Raw genomic sequence first — 22,574 nt, forward strand, 5'->3', positions numbered from 1 at the left:
GGTTTATTGCTCGGTAGATTCGGTTTGCGGCTCCAGGCGGGCGATGAGTTCGCCAGCCAGGGCCAGATAGGCTTGCGAGCCACGGGCGGTGCGGTCGTAGACGATGCCGGGCAAGCCGTGGCTGGGCGCTTCCGCCAGCCGGATATTGCGCGGCACCACGGTGTCGAACACCTTGTCGCCGAAGTGGCGCGCCAGTTGCTCCGACACCTGCTGTGACAGATTGCTGCGCGCATCGAACATGGTGCGCAGCAGCCCCATGATTTCGATGCGCGGATTGACGGCGGCACGCACCTTGCGCAGCGTGCCGACCAGATCGGTAAGACCTTCCAGCGCGTAGTACTCGCACACCATGGGAATGAGCACGCCCTGCGCCGCCACCAGCCCGTTGAGGGTCAGCAGGTTCAGCGACGGCGGACTGTCGATCAGCACGTAATCGTACTGCTCCGCCACCAGTTCCAGCGCGTTCTTCAGCCGCGCTTCGCGCGCCAGCTCCTGCACCAGCTGCACCTCGGCAGCGGATAGGTCACGGTTGGCCGGCAGCACATCGTAGCCACCCTCCTTGGCCGGACGGCGCACTTCCTCGATGCTGTTTTCTGCCAGCAGCACGTGATACACCGACAGCGGCAGATCGCTCTTGTCGATGCCGCTGCCCATGGTGGCATTGCCCTGCGGATCCAGGTCGACGATCAGCACGCGCCGCCCCTGCTCCGCCAGGCCGGTCGCCAGATTGACCACCGTGGTGGTCTTGCCTACTCCACCTTTCTGGTTGGCAACGGCGATGATACGGGCTGTCATTTTGCTACCACGCGCACCAGGTGGCGCTCCGCATCCAGGCCGGGCACCTGCAACGGACGCACTTCCGACACGGCAAAGCCTTCCGGCAACTGGGCGATTTCCTCGTATGGGTACACCCCCTTCATCGCCACGAACTGGCCGTCTGCGGCCAACAGGTGGCGCGACAGCTTGACGAAATCGGCCAGCTCGGCAAAAGCGCGGCTGGTGATGCGGTCAAACTTCTGTTCCGGCTGATACGCCTCCACCCGGCCAGTAATCACTTCCACGTTGGACAGTTTCAGCTCGATGGCCGCCTGGCGCAGAAAGGTGGTTTTCTTGTGATTGGCATCCAGCAGCACCACGTGCAGATCCGGGCGGGCAATCGCCGCCGGAATGCCCGGCATGCCACCACCGGAGCCCACGTCCAGCAGACGGGTGCCACCGGCCAGCTGCGGTACCAGCGTCAGGCTGTCCAGCAGATGGTAGCTGACCATGCGCTCTTCCTCGCGGATGGCGGTCAGGTTGTAGGTCTGGTTCCACTTGGCCAGCAGGCCCAGGTAGCCTTCCAGCAGGCCAACCTGCTGTTCGCTCAGTTCCAGGCCGATGGCGGCCAACCCTGCGGTGATGTCTGCGCGGTGAGTCATGTCGTTTGCAATATTCGAATTCGTGGATCGCCCGATTGTAACGGGTATCAAAAACAAATGCGCCCCGAAGTCGGCACTCCGGAGCGCACTGCAGCATTTTTTGCGGCTCAGCTGGCGCTGCGGGCATCGGCAAAACCGCGCTTGAGGTGCACCAGCAGCAGCGCCACCGCCGCCGGGGTGATGCCCTGGATGCGCGACGCCTGGCCCAGCGTTTCCGGGCGATGCTGGTTCAGCTTCTGCGACACTTCCTTGGACAGCCCCTTCACCAGGCCGTAGTCGATGTCGGCCGGCAGCTTCACATCGTCCAGCTGCTCGCGGCGCGACACTTCCTCGTTCTGGCGGTCGATGTAGCCCTGGTACTTGATCTGGATCTCCACCTGTTCGGCCACCACCTCGTCAGTCACCCCCTCCCCCGCCAGCGACAGCGTCATCAGCTCACGGTAGGACACGTTGGGACGGCGCAGCAGATCGGCCAGCGAATATTCGCGCGTCAGCTTCTGGCCAACGATGCGCTCGTCCTCGCCCGGCTGGATCTTGCCCGGATGCACCCAGATGCTGCCCAGGCGCTGCTTCTCCGCTTCCACCGCGTCGCGCTTGCGGCAGAAGGCATCCCACTGCGCATCGCCGACCAGGCCCAGCTTGCGGCCAACCTCGGTCAGGCGCAGGTCGGCATTGTCTTCGCGCAGTTGCAGGCGGAACTCGGCGCGGCTGGTGAACATGCGATACGGCTCGGACACGCCCATGGTGGACAGGTCGTCCACCAGCACGCCGAGGTAGGCCTCGTCGCGGCGCGGGCACCAGCCGGCCTGCTCGCGGGCATACAGGCCGGCATTGAGACCGGCCAGCAGACCCTGCGCCGCTGCTTCTTCGTAGCCGGTGGTGCCGTTGATCTGGCCGGCGAAGAACAGGCCCTGAATGGCCTTGGTTTCCAGCGTCGATTTCAGCCCGCGCGGGTCGAAATAGTCATACTCGATGGCATAGCCCGGACGCAGGATGTGCGCGTTTTCCAGGCCGCGGATCGAGCGCACCGCCGCCAGCTGCACGTCGAACGGCAGGCTGGTGGAAATACCGTTGGGGTAGTACTCGTTGGTGGTCAGGCCTTCCGGCTCCAGGAACACCTGGTGGCTGTCCTTGTCGGCGAAGCGATTGATCTTGTCCTCGATCGACGGGCAGTAGCGCGGGCCGACGCCTTCGATCACCCCGGTGAACATCGGGCTGCGGTCGAAGCCGCTGCGGATGATGTCGTGGGTCTGCAAGTTGGTGTGCGCAATCCAGCACGGCAGCTGCTGCGGGTGCATGGCGCGGCTGCCGCGGTAGGAGAACACCGGCGCCGGGGTATCGCCCGGTTGCACTTCCAGCACCGAAAAATCGATGCTGCGGCCATCGATGCGTGGCGGGGTGCCGGTCTTGAGGCGGCCCACCGGCAGGTTCAGTTCGCGCAGGCGCGCGCCCAGCGTGGAAGCGGCTTCATCGCCGGCGCGGCCGCCGGTGTAGTTTTCCATGCCGACGTGGATCTTGCCGGACAGGAAGGTGCCGGCAGTCAGTACCACGGTCTTGCCGCGGAAGGTGATGCCGATGGCGGTGATGGCACCGGCCACGCGCTCGCCTTCGATCAGCAGGTCGTCCACCGGCTGCTGGAACAGCGTGAGATTGGGCTGGTTTTCCAGCATCTCGCGGATCGCCGCCTTGTACAGGATGCGGTCGGCCTGGGCGCGGGTGGCGCGCACCGCCGGGCCTTTGGAGGCGTTGAGGGTACGGAACTGGATACCGCTGATGTCGGTGGCCAGCGCCATGGCGCCACCGAGCGCATCCACCTCTTTCACCAGATGACCCTTGCCGATACCGCCGATGGACGGATTGCACGACATCTGGCCCAGGGTTTCGATGTTGTGCGTCAACAGCAGGGTGCTGCAGCCCATGCGCGCGGCTGCCAGCGCGGCTTCGGTGCCGGCGTGACCGCCGCCCACCACAATCACGTCAAAGGTCGTCGGGTAGATCATAAGGTGTGTAAGGCAAAGACCGGAAAAACGGAACCGGATATTGTACGCCAAAACAGTGCCATTGTAAGTCGTTGATTTTCATCATCCTGTTTGTCACCGCGGCTTAACCGCCATGTCATGGCGCAGTCATGACAACGACACGGCACTGTCAACCGCGCGCTCTAGCATGGTCTGGCGATTCATTACGGGAAAGCCGCATGCAATATCTCAGCGAACAGCAGCTACCGGCCGCCGCCGGCAAACTCAGCGTCCGCCTCGCCCGCAGCGACAAGGACATCCGCCGCGCGCAGAAGCTGCGCTACCAGATCTTTGCCGGCGAAATGGGCGCGCAGCTGGCCAGCGCCGCCGACGGCATCGACCGCGACGACTACGACGCCCACTGCGACCACCTGATCGTGGAGGACAACGCCAGCGGCAAGGTGGTCGGCACCTATCGCATGTTGCCGCCGTCGCGCGCACATGCCGTGCCCAGCCTGTATTCCGAGCATGAATTCGATCTCGCCCGCCTGGCCGGCATCCGCAATCACATCATCGAGGTTGGCCGCTCCTGCGTGCACAAGGACTACCGCCGCGGCGCGGTGATCGCCATGCTGTGGGCCGGCCTCGCCGACTACGTGCGCCAGCAGGGCGGGCAGTACCTGGCCGGCTGCGCCAGCGTCAGTCTGGCCGATGGCGGCCATCAGGCGGTGAGTCTGTACCGCCAGCTGGCAGGCAAACACCTGGCGCCAGCGGAATGGCGCGTGACGCCGCACCTGGCGCTGCCACTGGACCAGGTGATCGACGATGCCGCCCCGGCACCGCTGCCACCGCTGATCAAGGGCTATTTACGCGCCGGCGCCTGGGTATGCGGCGAGCCAGCGTGGGATCCGGACTTCAACTGCGCCGACTTCTTCATGCTGCTGCCGATGAGCCGGCTGGATTTGCGCCACCAGAAGCACTTCGCCGCCTGAGCCGATGCACGATCATCGGCGACGCGGTCGAGGCCGACGGTTGAAGGCGCAGTGACTATTTGCCAACTCCGCGCCCCAGCTGTCGCCTGCTGTCGCGCCGGCTCGCTAAGCGTGCACACGCGCCGATGACAGGCCAAGGTTGGCCGCAGACGCTGCGGCCAACCTTGTCTTGGCGCCGCCGCGCATCGGCTACAATCGCGCCATGCGCTTCGAACTCGACACCATCGGCGTGATCCACTCGCCGTACCAGGAAAAATTCGGTATTCCGCGCCAGCCGGCGCTGGCGCCGTCCGCCCCGGTAACGCTGCAACTGCTACCGCCCTACAACCAGCCGGACTGCGTGCGCGGACTGGAGGCGTTCTCGCACGTCTGGCTCAGCTTCGTATTCCATGAAACCGCCACCCGCGGCTGGCAGCCTCTGGTGCGACCGCCGCGGCTGGGCGGCAATGCCAAGGTCGGTGTGTTCGCCAGCCGCGCCACCCACCGCCCCAACGCGCTGGGGCTGTCGCTGGTCGAGCTCAAGGCCATCGACACCACGGACGGCGTCACGCTGCAGCTGGCCGGCGCCGACTTGCTGGATGGCACGCCGGTGCTGGACATCAAGCCCTACATCCCGTTTGTGGAAGCCAAGCCAGACGCACGCGGCGGCTTTGTCGATGGCCCGCCGCCGCAGCTGGCGGTGCAGTGGCAGGAGCGTGCCCGCGCCGATCTGGCCGCCTGGCCGGACACCCCGTCCTGGCTGCCGGCGCTGATCGACGAAGTGCTGGCGCAGGACCCGCGCCCGGCCTACCAAGACGACCCGGCCCGGGTGTACGGCATCCGTCTGGCGCACTGCGACGTACGCTTCAGTATTGCGGCCAACGTTGTCACCGTGCTTGAAATTGTCACCCCCGCCCCGAACTAAGCCTGGCTCGACGTTGTCAGAGCGGCGGATTGCCTTTGCAATCCGCACACATTGGAGACACATAGAATGAATTCCCGAGTGAAGACGACCGTATTGGCCCTCTCCCTCATTACCGTGCTGGCCAGCCCGTTTGCCGATGCCGCCCGCCTGGGCAAGGGTCGCAGCGCCGGCATGCAGCGCAGTACGCCGACGCAGTCGTTCCAGCAGCAGGCCATTCCGCCCAAGGCGCCGCTGCAGACCGCCCCGGCGCCGCAGCGCAAGGGCTCCGGTGTTGGCGGCATGGTCGCCGCCGGTGCTGCCGGTGCTGCCGCCGGCTACCTGCTGGGCTCGGCCATGAATGACGGCAAGACCACTACTGGCGAAAGCGGCGGCTTCCCGTGGCTGTACGTGATTGGCGGCTCGCTGGCCGGTCTGGCGCTGCTGTCGTTCTTCCGTCGCCGTGCGGCCAACCAGCAGATGTCGCGCGCGCCGCAGCCACTCAACACCCAGCCGATGCAGTTCCAGCCGGCCGGCGCCAATGGCATCCCACCGATCGGCTCTGGCAATCCGCAATTTGGCGGCAGCGGCCTGACCCCGCCGCCGGCCAGCCTACAACGCCTGCCGGACGGCACCGAAGTGCCGCACTTTCTGCGCCAGGCCAAGGCCACCTTCCTGCATCTACAGAACCTGAACTCGGCCGACAGTCTGGAAGAAGTGCGCAAGTACCTGACGCCGGAGCTGTTCCAGGCACTGAAGGAAGACATTACCGCCAACACCGAGCCGGCAGACTTCCCCCAACTGGACTGCCAGGTGGTGGAAGGCACCATGGAAAACGGCCGCATGATCTGCAGCGTGCGTTTCCACGGCCTGGTAAGCGAGAGTGTCGGTGCCTCGGCGGTACCGTTCGGCGAAACCTGGCACTACCTGAAGGACGACAGCAGCAACGGCAAGTGGCTGGTGGCCGGCATCCAGCAAGGTTGATCGCCACAAGCATGATCACCAAGGCGCCTGCGGGCGCCTTTTTATTTGCCCCATGCGCGATGGCCACTACGGTTAACGAGCAGACGAGCACAAGGTTGGCCGCATCATGGCCGACCTACCGCCGGCAACAAAAAGGGCTGCCCGCTGGCAGCCCTTTTGTCACTACAGGCGGCGCCTACTTCACCCCCGGCCCGGTGACGCCGTCGAAGCCCAGTGCGAACAGCATGCTGGCCTCCTGCTCGGTCTTCACGCCTTCGGCCACTACGCCCAGGCCGATGTTGTGCGCGATATTGCACACCCCTTTGAGGAAGGTCTGGTTGCCATTGTGCTGCTCAATCTGCTGCACGAAGCTGCCGTCCACTTTCAGGTAGTCGATGCCCAGGTCGTGCAACTGGCCAATCAGGCTGAACTGGCGGCCAAAGTGCTCGACGCCGATCTTGCACGGCAGTTCTTCCAGCGCCAGACACAAGGCGCGGAAGCGCTCGAAACGCGGCACCACCCCGGCCTCGGCCATTTCCAGCCACAAGCGGGCGGCGGCCTGGCGCTGGTTGCGTACCAGCGCCGCCAGTTGCGCCACAAAGCTGTCGTCGTCCAGCGACTCTGCCGCCAGGTTCACCCCCAGCCCCGGGCAGGCCGGATCGGCCGCCAGCTGCGTCAGCGCCAGCCCCACCGCGGCCAGATCCAGCGCCGCCACGCGGCGGGTACGGATCGCCATCGGCAGGAACTGTCCGGCCGGCAGCCAGTCGTCGCCCTGCTTCAAACGCAGGGGCGCCTCTTCATGCAGCAAGCCGCCATGGGCATTACGCACCGCAAAGCGCACCAGCTTGAATTCGCTGCTCGCCAGCGCCTGATCCAGCAGCCCCCCCCAGCGCTCGGCGGTCAGCGCCAGCGGCTTGTTGACATTGCTACCGGCGATTTCCACCCGCGTGCCGCCGTTAACCTCGGCCAGCGCCAGCGCGGCATCCAGCCGCGACATCACATCGCGGATGGAATCGCCCGGCCGCAAGTCGGTGGCGGCCATGGCCAGCACCACCGCTTCGCCGGCAAAACTGCTCAGCAGGGCGGCCAACTCGTCGTGCAGCGCCGCCACCTTGTCGGCATCGAAATGACTTTGCTGTGCCAGCAAGGCGAAATCGGCACCATTCAGCCGCGCCGCCAGGCTGTCATCGCCAAACCGCTGGCTATTGCGCAGGCTACGGCCGAACTGGGCCAGCATTTCATCGGTCAGCGGCCGCCCCAGGTGGGCGTTAAGCTCGGCCAGCGCGCCGATGCGCATCAGCACCAGCACCTCCTGCGCCACATCCTGCTCACCCAGCGTGGCGCCGAGGCGGCCCATGAAATAATCGCGATTGGCCAGCGCCGTCACCTTGTCGAAGTTGATTTGCTGGCGCATTTCCTCCAGCCGGCTGGCTTCTTCTTCGAACATCGCCTTCACGCGGGTGACCATGGCGTTCATGGCCTGGGCCAGCCGCCCCATCTCCGGGCCATCCGGCTCGGGGATGGTGACAAAGCGGCGCTGGGTAATGGCCTTGGCCTGATCCACCACCGCCAGCAGCTGGCGGCGGATGGTGCCGACGCCAAGCGAGCCGATCAGTCCCACCACGATGCCGGCGATGGCGACCCAGAACGACACGGTAAGCGCACCCTGCCACAGCGAGGCATAGGCGTAGCCGGCTTCGCTTTCCACCTCGACCACCCCGGCCTGCATCCAGCCGCTACTCACCATCGCCCGTGCCGGCGTGCTGCTCAGCGGGAATATCTGGCGGAACCACTGCGGTGCGCCACCGAATTGTGCGGCATTTATGCGCTGCACCGTGGGCTTGCCGGCGGCATCCAGCCAGGTGATGCTGCGAAAGTGCCCCTGGTCGAAGGCGGCATTGACCAGCGTTTCCCCCATCGCCTTGTCGGCATGATTCTGCGTGATCAGCAGCGCCAGTGAGTTGGCCGCATCCGCACTCTGCGCAGCCAGTTGCTGCTCCAGGTAGTTGCGGGCGTTGTAAAGGTTGGCCGCCAGGCTGCCGGCAGCGGCTAGCACCACGGCGGCCACCACCAGAAACCACAGCTGTTGAATCAGGGAAACGCGTTTCATCCTAGCCGCTCTCAATTGATAAAGCCTTCGGCTTTCATTTTGTCTATCAACTGCCGCCAGCGGGTAAGCCGGTCGACACTGGCATTGGGCGCACTGCCCCCACCCACCCAGATGCCATCGCCATTGAAACTGAATACCGGTTGCAGATCGCTACGTTGCGATGCCGGCATGATGCTGCTGATCAGGCTGTCCAACACCATCGGCTCTACCGTCGGTGCCGGGTAGTAGGCCAGCACCATGTGCGCCTGGGTAATGGTGCTGCCCGGGCCGCCGATACGCGCCTTAACGTAAATCATGCGCAGCTTCTGCGGCGCCACCCCCAGCTCCCGCAGGGTGAAGTACTTGGCAAAGGCATAGTCTTCGCAGTCACCGGAGCCCTTGCTCATCGACTCCAGCGGCGTGGCCCAGTAGTCCACCTGCTTCCACAGCTCGATGTCTTCCATGTAGTGCAGGCGCTGATTGAAGAACTGGTTCACCTCGCGCACCTTCACCTCGTCGCTGCTTTCCTTGCCCAGGCGCAGCACCAGCTGCTGCCAGTCGCGGTAAATACGCAACACTTGCGGCCCGTACAACTGCTGCGCCCGATCAGCCGTCACACTGGCCACCACCAGGCCGGCAAGCAACAGCAGCGCACTACAGACAGATGCCAGCAACCATAGTCGCCATCTGCCTTGCATGAAAGGCCGCGCAAACTTCGCGAAAGCTTCTATACCAACCATACAGGTCACGGCCCACAGAGCAAAACACTGTCCTGCAACCACAGCGTTTTATCTTTTTACTTGACACTGCAATATGCAGTTCCGAAAATTCCTATACTATAGCTATTATTTAAAATACTTCGAACCATCCGGTTTACAATTTCTAGGCATAGGTGAGGCTATCATGAACTTTCGTCGTAAATATCTGAATGGCTACACGCTTATGGCATTGTTTGCCATGGCCATCCCCACGTTGTCGCACGGCCTCGCACTCAAAGACGCCGTCATTCAAACCGTGAAAGATAACCCGGAAGTCGGGATGAAGTGGTACAACTTCCGCGCCAGTGCCGAAGAAAAAGGCATCGTGCGGGCCGAGTTCTTCCCCACTGTCGACCTGAGCTACACCGTTGGCCGCGAACACCTGCGCGATCCGATCAACAGCACCACCGCCACCGACAGCAAGTTCACCCGTCACGGCTATGCCGCCACCCTGAACCAGAACCTGTTCACCGGCTTCCAGACGGTAAACCAGCTCAAGCAGCTGGACTACACCGCCCGTGCCCGCTACTTCGAATACCTGGCTGCGGCCGAGACGCAGAGCCTGGAATCGGTGCGCGCGTTCATCGACGTAGTGCGTTATAGCAAGCTGGTCGAGATCGCCGAGCAGAATTATGCCGTTCACAAAGGCATTTACGAACAAATCCTGCAACGAGTATCGCAGGGGGTTGGCCGCCGCGTGGATCTGGAGCAGATCAACGGCCGCCTGAGCCTGGCCGAATCCAACCTGATCAACGAGATGTCCAACCTGCATGATGTGAAGGCCCGCTACGCCCGCATCATGGGTGAAGAACCGCCGGCCGAGCTGACCCTGCCGGCACTGGATCTGAACCTGGTGCCCAGCAACGCCGATCTGATGCCGCTGGCCGACAAGAGCAACCCGACCCTGCTGGCTGCGCGTTCGTTCTACCGTGCTTCCGAACACGACATCAACGTCCGCAAAGGCGCCTTCTCGCCGAAGCTGGACCTGCGCGCCACGCACACCAACACCGATAACTATCAGGCGACCGACAACAACTACCGCGATACCGCGGTTGAGCTGGTGGTCAGCATGAACCTGTTCCGCGGTGGTGCCGACCGTGCCCGCCTGCTGGCCGCGACCGAGCGCAAAGGCGAAGCCGAGGCGATGGGCATCAAGGCCTGCCGCGACATGCGCCAGCAAGTCAGCATCGCCCACAACGATGTGATGAAGATCAGCAGCCAGCTGGATGCCCTGCGTCAACACGCGCTGTCTACCGAGAAAGCGCGCGATGCCTATCGCAGCCAGTTCGACATCGGCCAGCGTACCCTGCTGGACTTGCTGGACAGCGAGAACGAACTGTTCGATGCCCGCCGCGAACAGATCAACGGCGAACTGAACCAGCAGCTGGCAACCTACCGCGTGCTGGGTGAATCCGGCCGCCTGCTGGAAGCGCTGCAAATCCAGCCGCAGGACAGCTCGCTGGCCCGCGCCGACGACCTGACCTACCCGAGCTGCTCCACCGACTACACCGCACCGATAGCGTTCGACAAAAACAAAGTCGGCGCCAGCACCGCGCCTATCGTGGCCAAGACCACGCCGCAGCCGATCGAGCGCGATGTCACCGTGCGCGTGCAAGTGCAGTTCGACCTGGATTCCGCCAAGCTGCGTCCGGAAAGCATCCCGGCGCTTGACCAGCTGGTCACCACCCTGAACATGCCGGAACTGGCCAACAAGCGTTTCCGCGTGGAAGGCCACACCGATACCACCGGCAACTTCAACCACAACCTGGACCTGTCCAAGCGTCGTGCCCAGGCCGTGCGTGACTACCTGCAAGGCAAAGGCATTCCGGCCAGCCGTCTGGACAATCAGGGCTACGGCAGCACCCGCCTGCTGCCGAACCTGGCACCGACCGACCCGACCCACCGCCGCGTTGTCGTGGTGATTCAGGACAACTCGGCCCCAGCGGCACCGCTGCCAGTGAAAAAACCGCTGAAGAAAGCGAAAAAGCCGGTAGCGCCGACTAACTAAGCGCCAGGGCAATAGCAAAATGGCCGGTCACTGACCGGCCATTTTTTTTGCGGTGACAATGCAGCATTCACACCGTGAAGCGGGTGATGCTGCCATCCAGCTCGCCCGCCTGCTGCTGCAGATCTGCGGCCAACGTTGCCGCCTGCTGCACCGCCAGGCTGGTTCTATCGTTCATCTGCGCAATCTGCTCCATGCTGCGCGCAATGTCCTGGCTGGCCACGCCCTGTTCGCGCACCGCGGCCACCATCTCCGCCACCTTGTGCACCGAATCCAGCGACGTGGTCATGATCTGCTGCAGGGCCTGCGCCACACGGTCGGTATCTGCCACCCCGGCCGCCACCAGTTCGCCAGCCTGTTGCATGGCGACATGTGCGCTGCGGGTATCGTCCTGCACACCCTGAATGCGCTGGGCAATCTCGGCCGTCGCCTGACTGGTACGTTCTGCCAGTTTGCGCACTTCATCCGCCACCACGGCAAAACCGCGGCCGGTTTCGCCGGCGCGTGCCGCTTCGATCGCGGCATTCAACGCCAGCAAGTTGGTCTGGTCGGCGATATCGCGAATCACCCCGACGATATTGCCGATTTCACTGGAGCGCAGGTTCAGGCTGTCGATCGCTCCGCCGGTATGGCTGATGCTGTCGGCAATGCGCTGGATCTGCCCGGCTGCCGTTCCGGCCAGCGCCGCGCCCTGTTCGGCGGCGCCGGCGGCCGCGTGCGCCTGCTGCTCCACGCCCTCGGCGTTGTCGGCCATCACCGTAACGCTGACCGTCAGCTGCTCGATGGCCGCCGCGCTGGCCGCCGCAGCCTGCGACTGGTTGGCCGCCGCGCCGGAAATATCGGCGGACACCGCCGACAGCTGCTCGGCCGCGCCAACCAGGCGCCCGGAATGCTGGTGCGACTCGGCAATCAACTCGCGCACCGACACCACCAGCACATTCAACGCCTGCGCCACCCGCCCGATCTCGTTGCGGCCATAATCCGGCAGCTGCAAGGTCAGGTTGCGGCTGCTCGCCAGCGCCTCCACCGTGCCGGTAATGGCCCGCAGCGGGCGACGCACCGACAGCACAATCTGCGCGGCAAACAGGCAGCCCAGCAACAACACCAGCACTGCCACACCCAGCAGCACGCGGTTGGACTGCGCAATACTGGCCGTTACCGCCTGCTCTTCCGCCTGCGCGCCAGCCATCGCCTGCGCCACCAGCTCTTTGGTGCTGCCCTCCATGCTATGGATGGCCGGCTTGAACGGCTCCATTGCCTGGTTGGCATCCTGCGTCGTAAGAAGTGCACCAGCCGCAATCTGCGCCGTCACCGTGTTGAAGCCCTGCTCATAACTACCCAGCGCCTGCTGCAAGGCCTGCATATGCGTGCGACTGTCGCCATCGGCCAGCTTGTCCGCCACCTGCAGATGCTCGCGCGCCTTGCCCAGGCTGCCATTCCACTTGCTGATGTAATCGCTGCGCTTGGCGGCATCGCCCAGATTGATGAAGGCATCTTTTTCATAACGACGCAGATTGCCCATTTCCGCACGCAGCGACTGGATCTCGTTGCTGAACTGCAAACGGCCTTCCACCAATACCTGCAAGCTGCCGCCGGCCAGCCGCAGCGCGCTGATCCCGCTGCCGGCCACCAGCAGCAGCCCCAGCAACAGCACGGCGAAACCGGCAATGATGCGGGTGGAGAATTGCATATTCTTGAACATATCGGCTCCCGTTCTTGCGATTCAGGCCAGCCCGGTGGCCAGCATGCCGCAATTTTGCGCGCCGAATGTTACAAACCGATGAAGGTACGCTGCGCGTTGGCCGATGTCGCCGCGGCCAACTCTGTCAGCGGCATCTCGCGTAACCCGGCCAGCACGGCGGCAATACGCGGCAGGTTATCCGGCCGGTTGGGCTGCCCCTGCGCCCACTCCGGCGGAATGTCCGGGCCATCGGTTTCCAGCACGATGGCCGACAGCGGCAAGTTGGCCGCCAGCCGGCGGATGCGCTGCGAGCCCTGATACGTCATCGCGCCGCCAAAACCGAGGCAAAAACCCAGCTCGATAAACGCCTGCGCCTGCTGTTCGCTACCGTTGAAGGCATGCGCCACCCCACCGCGCACCCGCACCTGCCGCAGACACTTCAACACCTGGTCCACCGCGCGTCGCACATGCAGGATCACCGGCAGATCGAAACGTCGCGCCAGCTTGAGCTGCGCCAGCAACAGCTGTTGCTGGCGCAAGGGGTCCAGCCCGGGCACAAACAGATCCAGCCCGCACTCGCCCACCGCCACCGGCCGCTCGCGTGCCAGATAGTCGGCCAGCAGCTCCAGATGCGCGTCCTGATGCTGCGCCAGGTACATCGGATGCAAACCGTAGGCGACCGCCACGCCAAACTGCTGCCGCATGGCCCGCACCGCCTCGAAGTTGGCCGCAGCCACCGCCGGCACAATTGCCTGCTGCACGCCTGCCGCCTGCGCCGCACGCCACAGCGCCGCGCGGCCCGGGGCAAACTCCTCTGCATCCAGGTGGAGATGGGTATCGATGAACATGATGGCTCGATTAAGACAGGTATTGGATCACTGGAAAGTAGCGGCAGACGGCGGGGAATACCAGCCCTATCCGCCAGCGCTGACACGCGCGGTTGCGCGCTGCGCCGGGGGCGCAACTTTGCCATAAACAACTACGCTGAAGGAGAGTGGCGACAGGCACGGCATGCAACAACAGCGGTGCCGGCACTTGCCTGGCCGCTGTAGCGGCCATCAACGCGGCGCCACAAGTCGCACCAAGTTATTTTAAGGAGTCGAGGTCATCATGAAACAAGTCATTTCCAGCGTGCTGCTGCTCGCCGTCACGCTCGGCAGCCTGTCCGGTTGTGCCAATATGAACGACACCCAGCGCACCACCGGCACTGGTGCGGCCATCGGCGCCGGCATCGGCGCGATACTGGGGGCGGCCACCGCCGGCGGCAACACCGGCCGCAGCGCGGCCACCGGTGCCGTGCTGGGCGCCGCAATCGGCGCGGGTGGCGGCTACCTGTGGTCGCAGCACATGCAGAAACAGAAGGAAGCCATGGAGCAGGCATCGAAAGGCACCGGCGTCAGCGTGAGTCAGACCAGCGATAACCAGCTGAAGCTGAACATCCCCAGCGATGTATCCTTCGACAGCGGCCGCTATGACATCAAAGCCAATCTGCGCCCGGTGCTGGACAGTTTTGCCAGCAGCCTACAGCAGAACCCGGTAACCACCGTGCGCATCATCGGCCATACCGACAATACCGGCAGCGATGCCATCAACAACCCGCTGTCGCTCAACCGCGCCAAGGCAACGCGTGACTACCTGGTACAGCGCGGCGTGGCCATGAACCGCATCACCATCGAAGGCCGTGGCGCGCGCGAACCGGTTGCCGACAACAACACCCCGACTGGCCGTGCGGCCAACCGCCGGGTGGAAATCTTCGTCGCCGAAGCGGCCAAGTAAGCCCCAATCCGCCGGCGCAACAAAAAACCCGCAAAGCCTTGTGCTGTGCGGGTTTCTGTACGTCCAACGATTTTTCACGTGGTGCCCGGGGCCGGACTCGAACCGGCACGCCTTGCGGCGGGGGATTTTGAGTCCCCTGCGTCTACCAATTTCGCCACCCGGGCGAAAAATCATTAGGGGACGGATTATAGTCGGCGAAGATTGGCACTGTAAACCTTATTCCGCCGCCTTAAGCTGCAGCGCCGCATCGTACAGCTGCTTCTTGTTGAGGTCGTAGTGGCCAGCCACGATGGCGGCGGCCTGTTTGGTTGGCAGCACGGCGGCCAGTTCGGCCAGCAGCTGGCGCGCCGGCGCCGGCAGGTCGTCATCGGCCGTCTCGACCCGGGCGGCGGCATCAATGATCAAGACACATTCACCACGCTGTTGATTGCTGTCGGCACGGATGCGTGCGGCCAACTCGCCGGCCGGCAGGCGCAGAAAGGTTTCAAAGGTCTTGGTCAGCTCGCGTGCCAGCACCAGCGGTCGCTCCGCGCCCAGCGTGGCGACGATGTCTTCGACACATTCCAGAATACGGTGCGGCGCTTCGTAGCACACCACCGCGTAGTCGGCCTGCTGCCATTGCTGCAGCGTCTTGCAGCGCGCGCCGCTCTTGGGCGGCAAAAAGCCGTGAAAGTGAAAATGCCCGGTTTCCAGACCGGCGGCGGACAAGGCGCCAATCACCGCCGAGGCGCCGACGATGGGCACCACGCGCAGCCCGGCCGCCCACACCGCATCCGCCAGCCGCGCGCCAGGGTCGGAAATACCGGGCGTGCCGGCGTCCGACACTTGCAGCACGATCTTGCCTTCGCCCAGCCAGCTCACTACCTTGGCCGCCATTTCACGTTCGTTGTGCTCGCGCAGGCTTACCAGCTTTTTATGGATGCCGTAGGCCGACAGCAGGCTGCCGGTCACCCGGGTATCTTCGGCCAGCACGATATCGGCAGCGTGGAACCCGGCCAGCGCGCGCACGGTCACATCCGCCAGATTTCCAATGGGCGTGGCCACCACATATAATGCCCCGTCGATAAACGTTTCCCGAGCAGAATTCATCAAGTGATCAAGCGCTGTCTGCACGTATTGGCTCCATGGGTTTCCGGCACTGCCGTTTTATTGGCGGCCAGTGTAGCGATTGCCCAATCCCCCGGCTACATCCTGCAGCAAAATCAGCAGCAACTGCAGCCGGTCCCCGGCAGTAAGCCTGCGATCAGTGCTGCTGTCGCCGCGCCTGCCGTCCTGCCCGTCGCCACCGCCCGCCCTGCTGGCAAGGCCATTCACCTCGGGCTGCTGTTGCCACTGGAGTCGCCGCCCTTAAAAGAAGCGGCGCAAGTGGTGAAGGATGGCTTCGATGCCGCTGCCGCGGCCAACCCGGACAGCGCGGTGCAAATCAGCGTGGCCAGCCTGGCGGACGAAAGCAAGGTGCTCGACGGCTATCAGCAGTTGGCCGCAGAGGGCGCCAGCTTCATCGTCGGCCCGCTAACCCGACAGGGTGCGGCCAACCTGGCACAGGCCAGCAAGCTGCCCACCCTGGTGCTGAACACGCTGGACAAAGCACCGCCGGCCGGCAGCAAGGTGTGGAGCCTGACCCTGGCGGTGGAGGCTGAAGCGCCGCAGGTGCTGCGTCTGCTGCAGGACGACGGCCGCCAGCAACCGCTGCTGCTGTTCAACGGCGAGGCGCTGTCACACCGGCTGCGGCAGGCGTTTGTCGAGTCCTGGACGCCACGCGCGGGCAAACAGCTCAATGAGCTGGATGTCAGCACGCTGGACGCCGACAAGCTGGGCGCCGCACTGGCGAGCAGCGATGCGGTGATTCTGGCGCTGGACAGCAAGGAGGCCGCGGCGACCCGTGCCTTGCTGCCACCGGCCATGCCGGTGTATGCCAGCTCCCTGATCAACACCCAGCAGCCTCCCGCCGTGCTGCAGGGCGTGCGCTTCGTCGACATGCCGTGGTTCCTGATGCCGGATCACCCGGAAACCCGTGGCATCCCCCGTCCCAGCGGCAAGCTCACCCGCGCCACCGAGCGCCTGTATGCACTGGGGGTGGATGCCTACCGCCTGGCCGTGGCGCTGGCCGGCAGCAAAAATCCGGCACAGATCAAGCTGGGCGGCGCCACCGGCGACCTGCGCATCGGCAAGAGCTGGCAAGTACAGCGTGAGCTGCCCAGCAGCGTGCTTGGCGCCAGCCAATGAGCCGGGAGCGCGGCAGCGCGTTTGAGCAGCAGGCGGCCCGCTTTCTGCAACAGCAGGGCCTGCAGCTGGTCTGCAGCAACTGGCACTGCCGCTTTGGCGAGATCGATCTGATCATGCGCGATGGCGCCAGCCTGGTATTTGTCGAGGTGCGCGCCCGTCGCGACCCGCGCTTTGGCGGTGCCGCCGCCAGCATCAGCGCGGCCAAGTGCCAGAAGCTGACCGCTGCGGCCAACCTGTACCTGAGCCAACAGCGTCTCAACACCCCCTGCCGCTTTGATGCCGTGCTGTTCGATGGCGACAGCGCGGCGCAGTGGCTGAAAAACATCATCGGCTAGCCCCAGCGGGTTAGCCTGGCAAGACGCAAGGAACAAGCATGGACCTGATTGATCGCGCCGGTGGGCATTTCCGGGAAAGCATCGCCACCCTGCAGATGGTGATGGATGAGCTGTCTCCCGCCGTGGCGGTAGCCGCCGAGCGGCTGGTGGCCAGCCTGATGAACGAGGGCAAGATCCTGGTCTGCGGCAACGGTGGCTCGGCGGCCGATGCCCACCATTTCGCCACCATGATGCTGGGGCATTTCGAGAAGGAACGCCCGGGTCTGGCCGCCATCGTGCTGTCGTCCGACGGCCCGTCGCTGACCGCGGTGGGGAACGATTACGAGTTTGACCTGATCTTCTCCAAGCAGGTGCGGGCGCTGGGGCATCACAACGACTTGCTGCTGGTGATCAGCTGTACCGGCAATTCCGCCAATATCATCGAAGCCATTTATGCCGCCCACGAGCGCGGCATGAACGTGATTGCCCTCACCGGCAACGACGGCGGCCAGGTGGCCGAGATTCTGGCGCCGGAAGACCTGCACCTGAATGTTCCCGTCACCCGCGCCGCCCGCGTGCAGGAAGTGCACCTGCTGCTGCTGCATGCGCTGTGTGACGCCATCGATTACATGCTGTTGGGAGGTGAATGATGAAACAACGCGTAACGGCCCTGTTGCTGGCCACGCTGGCTGCGGCCAACCTTTCCGCCTGCTTTCCGCTGGTGGCCGGCGGTGTAGCGGCTGGCGCCATGGTGGCCACTGACCGCCGCACCAGTGGCGCCTACGTGGAAGACCAGAGCATCGAGCTGAAGGCGGGGCAAGTGATGCGCGAGCGCTTTGCCGCCGCGCATGTGACGGTGACCAGCTACAACCGCGCCGTGCTGCTGACCGGCGAAGTGGCCGATGACGCCCAGCGCAGCGCCGTCGAGCTGCAACTGCGCGGCATGCCCAATGTGCGCCGCATTTACAATCACCTGGTGGTGGCCCCCAGCTCCAGCCTGCCGCAGCGCAATGGCGACATCTGGCTGACCACCAAGGTGCGCACCCGCCTGCTGGAAGGCAACGGCTACCCGCCCAATGCCGTCAAGGTGGTCAGCGAACGCGGCGTGGTCTACCTGCTGGGCCTGCTAACCAGCGCCGAGGGTGAGGCCGCCGCGCAGGTGGCCGCCACTACCTCTGGTGTGCAGCAGGTGGTTACCCTGTTCGAGCCAATCGGGCAGTAAGCATGCTGCATAAGAAAACCGGGCCTAGGCCCGGTTTTTTGTTGGCAACGCTGACCCTAGCGCGGCAGCAGCACGTCGGTACACAGCACGTGCATTTCCTCGTCGATTTCAATCGCCATCGACAGCGTGACACAGGTGCGGGTATCGGTCATCGACAGGTACGGCTCGCTCATGTACAGCACGCCGGGTTGATCGATGGCGTGCTGGAAATAGGTCCGCCGCGACCAGACCGCACCGGTGGTGTCCTCCAGCGGCGCAAAGCGCAGGTTGTCCTCCTCGCTGAGCTGGCGCGCATTGAGGTTGCGGCCCTTCTGCCGCCCTTCATGGTCCAGCAGGAAGCAGCGGATCACATCCGGCAGCGCCAGCATCGGCTGGGCGGCAAAACGGAACTCGCTGCCCTGCATCAGCGCTATCGCCGTCTGCACGAAGGCCTGGCGTGACAGCTCCAGCTGACGCCGGTTGAGCTTGCGCCGCAGCAGCTCGCGGTTCATCAGCTCGTCCCACTTGGCATCCAGCCGTGGGGTAATCAGCGTATCGGCATCCGGCAGCGCCGCCGGGCGTGCCACATAAAAACCCTGCACCAGATCGCAGCCTGAATCCAGCGCCACCACCACATCAGACTCGCTTTCCACCCCTTCTACCACCACCAACGCACCAATTTCGTGCATCAGTCGCACCAACCGCGACAACAGGTTACGGGTGCGCTGCTGGTTGACGGCACTGCGCAGCAGATTGCGGTCGAACTTGACGAAATCCGGCTCCAGGCTGCACACGCGATCAAGATTGGAATGTCCGACGCCAAAATCGTCTATCGCCAGCAGACAGCCCTGCTCGCGCAGCATGGCGACGCCTTCCAGCAAGCGCGCATCCAGCTCGATGGCCTGCTCCAGCACCTCCAGCACCACGCTTTGCGGGGCAATGCCGGCCGCGCGGATGATATTGCCCAGCTCCGCCGCCTGCTTGGGGTCGGACATGGTCATGGCGTCCACGTTCAGGAACAGCCAGCGGTGGCTATGCGGCATGGTGGCAAAGCGCTGGCAATGCGCGGCGCACACCGCCAGGTCCATGGCCACGCGTTCGTCACGGCGGATATAGCGCTCGTATACCTCCGGCGGCGACAGCGCCCGCCCTTGCTCCGAAGCGCGCAGCAGGGCCTCCAACCCCACGGTGCGGCGGTGGGCCAGGCTGTAAATGGGCTGAAAATGAGAATCCAGCAGCAAGGAATCCCTTACCGGTCGCTTATCCACAACGTTCCTCCATCATCTGATGGGATCAAATTAGCAATAGTCGTTCCAGTGTATGTGAGGTTGGCCGCAAGCCCAACGTTTGCCACCGGTTTCTTGCCAGTACACAACAAAAAGGCCGGGGTATCCCCCGGCCCTTGGCGCACTGACAGTATGCGTTGCTTACAGATCCGTCTTCAGATTGCCGTTGGTTAGCAGCTTGTTGATGATTTCGGCATCACCGGAGCCTAGCGTACTCAACTGCACATTCTGAAGGGTGATGGTCTGATCGTAACCATTGCCGATATGACCGCTACTGCTGATCTGCACCACAGTATTGCTACCATCAGCAGTGAAATGCAGGTAGTTGCTCAGGTTACTGCTGTTTTCACCCTGCAGCAGATCCTTCAGATCCAGCACATCGCCACCGGCACCGGCCTTAAAGTCGGTGATAGTGTCGCTGGGCTTGCCAGACGTACCCAGATCACCCAGCTCCCACTTGAAGGTGTCGATACCGCCACCACCAGTCAGAGTATCATTACCAGCCCCCCCCACCAGCAGATCAGCATCATCCCCGCCGTTGAGAGTATCGTTGCCGGTTCCGCCATACAGCGAATCACTGCCAGTACCACCATACAGTTTGTCGTCACCAGCCTCGCCATACAGCTTGTCATTGCCATGGCCACCCATCAGAACATCGTTACCATCACCACCATATAGCGTGTCGTTACCTGCACGGCCATCAATGAAGTCATTGCCGTTGCCACCCTTCAGGGTGTCATTACCAGTAGTGCCGTAGGCAATATCATCACCAGACAGATAATCGACTGTTACACCGGCTTCGGTAGATGTCGACGTAGCCAGCTCGCCACCGTTGGTGTCGCTACTCAGCCAACCCCTGTCATTTTCAGAAGTAATGGTGTTGCTGTCGAACTGGGTAGCATAGTTCCAGCTATTGTTATTGTGTGTGTCGACATACTCGTCCGAGTTGATCAGGGTCGCACTACCACTAGCAGCTCCCGTTACATTGATGGTGAACTGTTCATTGTTCTCCAAGATAACAGTGCTGTTGCTGGTCACTGTCAGATAGACACGCAGTATCACGGTACCGCTTTCGGCATACAGCTGCTCATAAGACAACGAGACACCAGTTGGCAGACTCTTGTTCACCAGAGACAACGATGCATTCATATCGCTGTCCAGCACCCGGATATCCCAGTACAAGGAGCTACCCGGCTCCATTGTGGCAATCCCGCCTGACGCAGATTTCACCTTCATATCAAACTGGTTGGTGTTGTCTGTGTAGTTCATTTGCCAAGTGGTACCCCCGGTGTAGCTAATCTGCGGGTCCTCAACTGCTGTCACCGAGATAGTCAGCGTGGATGCATCGGTAGTTTTGCCGTCAGTTACGGTGTAGTTAACAGTCGGCACCGGACCGTTGAAATCCTTCACCGGCGTGAATACATAGCTACCGTCTGCATTGATCTTCAGCGTACCGATATTAACAATCGTGGCAGTCTGGCCTGCAGTGTAGCTACTGCTACCGATGGAGAAGCTACTTACCGTTACCGCGCCTTCGACACTGCTAGTACCAGTTAGCACCGAGCCGGTCAGCACTCCATCTTCAGGCACTGTCTCAACCTCGTTGGCGTCGCTAAAGCTATCGATTACCGGAGTTACGTTGATGCTCAGCGTGGAGGTATCGGTGCTCGCACCGTCGCTCACGGTGTAGGTCACCGTGGGCACGCTGCCGTTGTAGTCGGCTACTGGGGTAAACACGTACCTGCCATCAGCATTGATCTTCAGCGTACCGATATTGACGATCGTGGCAGTCTGGCCTGCGCTGTAGCTGCTGTTACCAATGGAGAAACTACTTACCGCCACCGTGCCTTCAACACTACTGGTGCCGGTCAGCACACTGCCCTGCAACGTGGTGTCTTCCGCCACGCTCACCACCTCGTTGGCGTCACTGAAACTGTCGATCACCGGAGTCACAGTAATTTTCAGCGTGGAGGTATCAGTGCTCACGCCATCGCTCACGGTGTAGGTCACGGTCGGCACGCTGCCGTTGTAGTTGGCCGCCGGGGTGAAGGTGTAACTGCCGTCACTGCTCAGTTTCAGAGTGCCTACGCCGCTAATACTAGCGGTGTCACCTGCGCTGTAACTACCGCTACCGATCTGGAAGCTGCTGATGCGTACCTGGCCATCCACGCTGCTGGTGCCTACCAGCACATTGGCTTGCAGCGTGGTGTCTTCCGTCACACTTACCACTTCGTCGGCATCAGTGAAGCCATCTATTACCGGAGTCACACTGATCTTCAGCGTGGAAGTGTCGGTGCTCACGCCATCGCTCACGGTATAGGTCACAGTGGGCACACTGCCGTTGTAGTTGGCCGCAGGGGTGAACACATAGCTACCATCACCATTCAACTTCAGACTGCCTACATTGCTAATGTTGGCGGTTTCTCCCGCGCTATAGCTGCTGCCACCGATCTGGAAGCTACTAACACTTACCTGGCCATCCACGCTGCTGGTGTCGGTCAGAACGCTGCCCTGCAGGGTGTGGTCTTCTACCACACTAACCACTTCGTCAACATCAGTGAAGCCATCGGTTACCGGAGTCACCGTGATATTGAGGGTGCTGCTGCTACCGGTGTTGGTGGTGTAGCTGATGGTCGGCACTTCACCGTTCCAGTTGGCCGCCGGGGTGAAGGTGTAGTCGCCGTTGGCGTCGATGTGCAGTTCGCCAGACGCCAGCTTGACGGTGGCGCCATCGTTGCGGTCCACACCGGTGCTGACACCGTCGATGCTGATGCTGACCACACTCAGGTCGCTGTCGATGTCGCTGTCGTTGGCCAGTACGTTGCCAGTGGCGGCTTTGTCTTCGGCAACGGTGTTGCTGTCGGTGACCAGTACGCTAGCGTCGTCTACCGGGGTGACGGTGATATTGAGGGTGCTGCTGCTACCGGTGTTGGTGGTGTAGCTGATGGTCGGCACTTCACCGTTCCAGTTGGCCGCCGGGGTGAAGGTGTAGTCGCCGTTGGCGTCGATGTGCAGTTCGCCAGACGC

19 protein-coding genes and 1 tRNA gene are annotated in these 22,574 nt (G+C 63.1%); 9 read left to right on the top strand and 11 right to left on the bottom strand.

Annotation, left to right across the window (positions count from 1 at the left end):
- Nucleotides 1-3: 3 nt before the first annotated feature.
- The 3 genes from ABNW52_RS03895 to mnmG all read right to left on the bottom strand — a co-directional run bounded on the left by ABNW52_RS03895 (nucleotide 4) and on the right by mnmG (nucleotide 3,418).
- Nucleotides 4-795 carry a ParA family protein gene (locus ABNW52_RS03895; RefSeq protein ID WP_349584288.1) on the bottom strand — a complete coding sequence of 264 codons (792 nt, stop codon included), beginning with the start codon at nucleotides 793-795 and terminating at the stop codon, nucleotides 4-6.
- The gene (gene rsmG / locus ABNW52_RS03900) at nucleotides 792-1,418 is read right to left on the bottom strand and encodes a 16S rRNA (guanine(527)-N(7))-methyltransferase RsmG (protein ID WP_349584290.1); all 627 of its coding nucleotides are present in this window, start codon (nucleotides 1,416-1,418) and stop codon (nucleotides 792-794) included. Before rsmG ends, ABNW52_RS03895 begins: the two co-directional genes overlap by 4 nt.
- A gap of 107 nt (nucleotides 1,419-1,525) precedes the next feature.
- Nucleotides 1,526-3,418: a tRNA uridine-5-carboxymethylaminomethyl(34) synthesis enzyme MnmG gene (gene mnmG, locus ABNW52_RS03905; RefSeq protein ID WP_349584293.1), complete on the bottom strand. Its 1,893-nt coding sequence runs from the start codon at nucleotides 3,416-3,418 to the stop codon at nucleotides 1,526-1,528.
- Nucleotides 3,419-3,615: 197 nt separating this feature from the next.
- On the opposite strand from mnmG, the gene ABNW52_RS03910 reads away from it, so the two are divergent.
- From ABNW52_RS03910 to ABNW52_RS03920, 3 genes are all read left to right on the top strand, one after another.
- Entirely contained in the window at nucleotides 3,616-4,368 is a 753-nt protein-coding gene (locus ABNW52_RS03910) for a GNAT family N-acetyltransferase (protein WP_349584296.1), read from the top strand.
- Between the two features lie 202 nt (nucleotides 4,369-4,570).
- A complete protein-coding gene (gene tsaA, locus ABNW52_RS03915; protein ID WP_349584298.1) occupies nucleotides 4,571-5,272 on the top strand; it encodes a tRNA (N6-threonylcarbamoyladenosine(37)-N6)-methyltransferase TrmO in 702 nt (233 codons plus the stop codon).
- A 78-nt stretch (nucleotides 5,273-5,350) separates the two neighbouring features.
- Nucleotides 5,351-6,232 carry a Tim44 domain-containing protein gene (locus ABNW52_RS03920; protein ID WP_349584300.1) on the top strand — a complete coding sequence of 294 codons (882 nt, stop codon included), beginning with the start codon at nucleotides 5,351-5,353 and terminating at the stop codon, nucleotides 6,230-6,232.
- Between the two features lie 175 nt (nucleotides 6,233-6,407).
- Here the strand turns inward: ABNW52_RS03920 and ABNW52_RS03925 are convergent, their stop codons facing one another.
- Both ABNW52_RS03925 and ABNW52_RS03930 read right to left on the bottom strand, forming a co-directional pair.
- Nucleotides 6,408-8,321, bottom strand: a complete 1,914-nt coding sequence (locus ABNW52_RS03925) for a bifunctional diguanylate cyclase/phosphodiesterase (RefSeq protein WP_349584302.1) — start codon at nucleotides 8,319-8,321, stop codon at nucleotides 6,408-6,410.
- 11 nt (nucleotides 8,322-8,332) lie between these two features.
- Nucleotides 8,333-8,974 carry a transglutaminase-like cysteine peptidase gene (locus ABNW52_RS03930; RefSeq protein ID WP_349584305.1) on the bottom strand — a complete coding sequence of 214 codons (642 nt, stop codon included), beginning with the start codon at nucleotides 8,972-8,974 and terminating at the stop codon, nucleotides 8,333-8,335.
- Nucleotides 8,975-9,203: 229 nt separating this feature from the next.
- Between ABNW52_RS03930 and ABNW52_RS03935 the strand changes: the two genes are divergently transcribed.
- Nucleotides 9,204-11,066 (top strand): TolC family outer membrane protein, encoded by a 1,863-nt coding sequence (locus tag ABNW52_RS03935; RefSeq protein ID WP_349584307.1) that lies wholly within the window; start codon nucleotides 9,204-9,206, stop codon nucleotides 11,064-11,066.
- 67 nt (nucleotides 11,067-11,133) lie between these two features.
- On the opposite strand, the gene ABNW52_RS03940 is transcribed toward ABNW52_RS03935, so the two are convergent.
- Complete coding sequence (locus ABNW52_RS03940) at nucleotides 11,134-12,765, bottom strand: methyl-accepting chemotaxis protein (protein ID WP_349584310.1); 1,632 nt, start codon at nucleotides 12,763-12,765, stop codon at nucleotides 11,134-11,136.
- Between the two features lie 68 nt (nucleotides 12,766-12,833).
- A complete protein-coding gene (locus tag ABNW52_RS03945; protein ID WP_349584313.1) occupies nucleotides 12,834-13,592 on the bottom strand; it encodes a TatD family hydrolase in 759 nt (252 codons plus the stop codon).
- 262 nt (nucleotides 13,593-13,854) lie between these two features.
- Here ABNW52_RS03945 and ABNW52_RS03950 point away from each other — a divergent pair, with 262 nt between their 5' ends.
- Nucleotides 13,855-14,520: a YiaD family glycine zipper/OmpA-like lipoprotein gene (locus ABNW52_RS03950; protein WP_349584316.1), complete on the top strand. Its 666-nt coding sequence runs from the start codon at nucleotides 13,855-13,857 to the stop codon at nucleotides 14,518-14,520.
- Nucleotides 14,521-14,599: 79 nt separating this feature from the next.
- Here the strand turns inward: ABNW52_RS03950 and ABNW52_RS03955 are convergent.
- Nucleotides 14,600-14,684: transfer RNA gene (locus tag ABNW52_RS03955), tRNA-Leu, on the bottom strand.
- Between the two features lie 52 nt (nucleotides 14,685-14,736).
- Nucleotides 14,737-15,609, bottom strand: a complete 873-nt coding sequence (rsmI, locus tag ABNW52_RS03960) for a 16S rRNA (cytidine(1402)-2'-O)-methyltransferase (protein ID WP_349584318.1) — start codon at nucleotides 15,607-15,609, stop codon at nucleotides 14,737-14,739.
- A 60-nt stretch (nucleotides 15,610-15,669) separates the two neighbouring features.
- On the opposite strand from rsmI, the gene ABNW52_RS03965 reads away from it, so the two are divergent.
- From ABNW52_RS03965 to ABNW52_RS03980, 4 genes are read left to right on the top strand one after another with little or no spacing between them, the layout of a single operon-like run.
- Nucleotides 15,670-16,746: a penicillin-binding protein activator gene (locus ABNW52_RS03965; RefSeq protein WP_349584321.1), complete on the top strand. Its 1,077-nt coding sequence runs from the start codon at nucleotides 15,670-15,672 to the stop codon at nucleotides 16,744-16,746.
- Nucleotides 16,743-17,081: a YraN family protein gene (locus tag ABNW52_RS03970; protein WP_349584323.1), complete on the top strand. Its 339-nt coding sequence runs from the start codon at nucleotides 16,743-16,745 to the stop codon at nucleotides 17,079-17,081. The genes ABNW52_RS03965 and ABNW52_RS03970 overlap by 4 nt, the downstream gene beginning before the upstream one ends.
- 38 nt (nucleotides 17,082-17,119) lie before the next feature.
- Complete coding sequence (locus ABNW52_RS03975; protein WP_349584325.1) at nucleotides 17,120-17,710, top strand: phosphoheptose isomerase; 591 nt, start codon at nucleotides 17,120-17,122, stop codon at nucleotides 17,708-17,710.
- Nucleotides 17,707-18,282 (top strand): BON domain-containing protein, encoded by a 576-nt coding sequence (locus ABNW52_RS03980; RefSeq protein ID WP_349584328.1) that lies wholly within the window; start codon nucleotides 17,707-17,709, stop codon nucleotides 18,280-18,282. Before ABNW52_RS03975 ends, ABNW52_RS03980 begins: the two co-directional genes overlap by 4 nt.
- A 56-nt stretch (nucleotides 18,283-18,338) precedes the next feature.
- Here ABNW52_RS03980 and ABNW52_RS03985 read toward each other — a convergent pair whose 3' ends face one another.
- Together ABNW52_RS03985 and ABNW52_RS03990 are read right to left on the bottom strand one after the other, a co-directional pair.
- Nucleotides 18,339-19,529 (bottom strand): sensor domain-containing phosphodiesterase, encoded by a 1,191-nt coding sequence (locus ABNW52_RS03985; RefSeq protein ID WP_349584330.1) that lies wholly within the window; start codon nucleotides 19,527-19,529, stop codon nucleotides 18,339-18,341.
- A gap of 159 nt (nucleotides 19,530-19,688) precedes the next feature.
- The coding region (locus ABNW52_RS03990; protein ID WP_349584333.1) for a tandem-95 repeat protein at nucleotides 19,689-22,574 on the bottom strand (2,886 nt) is incomplete at its 5' end.

It is taken from the genome of Vogesella oryzagri (genome assembly GCF_040148885.1).
GTDB classification, from domain to species: domain Bacteria; phylum Pseudomonadota; class Gammaproteobacteria; order Burkholderiales; family Chromobacteriaceae; genus Vogesella; species Vogesella oryzagri.

Coding starts and splice junctions, on each gene's coding strand:
- ABNW52_RS03895 (WP_349584288.1), bottom strand. CDS start 795: ATGACAGCCCGTATCATCGCCGTTGCCAACCAGAAAGGTGGAGTAGGC.
- rsmG (WP_349584290.1), bottom strand. CDS start 1,418: ATGACTCACCGCGCAGACATCACCGCAGGGTTGGCCGCCATCGGCCTG.
- mnmG (WP_349584293.1), bottom strand. CDS start 3,418: ATGATCTACCCGACGACCTTTGACGTGATTGTGGTGGGCGGCGGTCAC.
- ABNW52_RS03910 (WP_349584296.1), top strand. CDS start 3,616: ATGCAATATCTCAGCGAACAGCAGCTACCGGCCGCCGCCGGCAAACTC.
- tsaA (WP_349584298.1), top strand. CDS start 4,571: ATGCGCTTCGAACTCGACACCATCGGCGTGATCCACTCGCCGTACCAG.
- ABNW52_RS03925 (WP_349584302.1), bottom strand. CDS start 8,321: ATGAAACGCGTTTCCCTGATTCAACAGCTGTGGTTTCTGGTGGTGGCC.
- ABNW52_RS03935 (WP_349584307.1), top strand. CDS start 9,204: ATGAACTTTCGTCGTAAATATCTGAATGGCTACACGCTTATGGCATTG.
- ABNW52_RS03940 (WP_349584310.1), bottom strand. CDS start 12,765: ATGTTCAAGAATATGCAATTCTCCACCCGCATCATTGCCGGTTTCGCC.
- ABNW52_RS03945 (WP_349584313.1), bottom strand. CDS start 13,592: ATGTTCATCGATACCCATCTCCACCTGGATGCAGAGGAGTTTGCCCCG.
- ABNW52_RS03950 (WP_349584316.1), top strand. CDS start 13,855: ATGAAACAAGTCATTTCCAGCGTGCTGCTGCTCGCCGTCACGCTCGGC.
- rsmI (WP_349584318.1), bottom strand. CDS start 15,609: ATGAATTCTGCTCGGGAAACGTTTATCGACGGGGCATTATATGTGGTG.
- ABNW52_RS03970 (WP_349584323.1), top strand. CDS start 16,743: ATGAGCCGGGAGCGCGGCAGCGCGTTTGAGCAGCAGGCGGCCCGCTTT.
- ABNW52_RS03975 (WP_349584325.1), top strand. CDS start 17,120: ATGGACCTGATTGATCGCGCCGGTGGGCATTTCCGGGAAAGCATCGCC.
- ABNW52_RS03980 (WP_349584328.1), top strand. CDS start 17,707: ATGATGAAACAACGCGTAACGGCCCTGTTGCTGGCCACGCTGGCTGCG.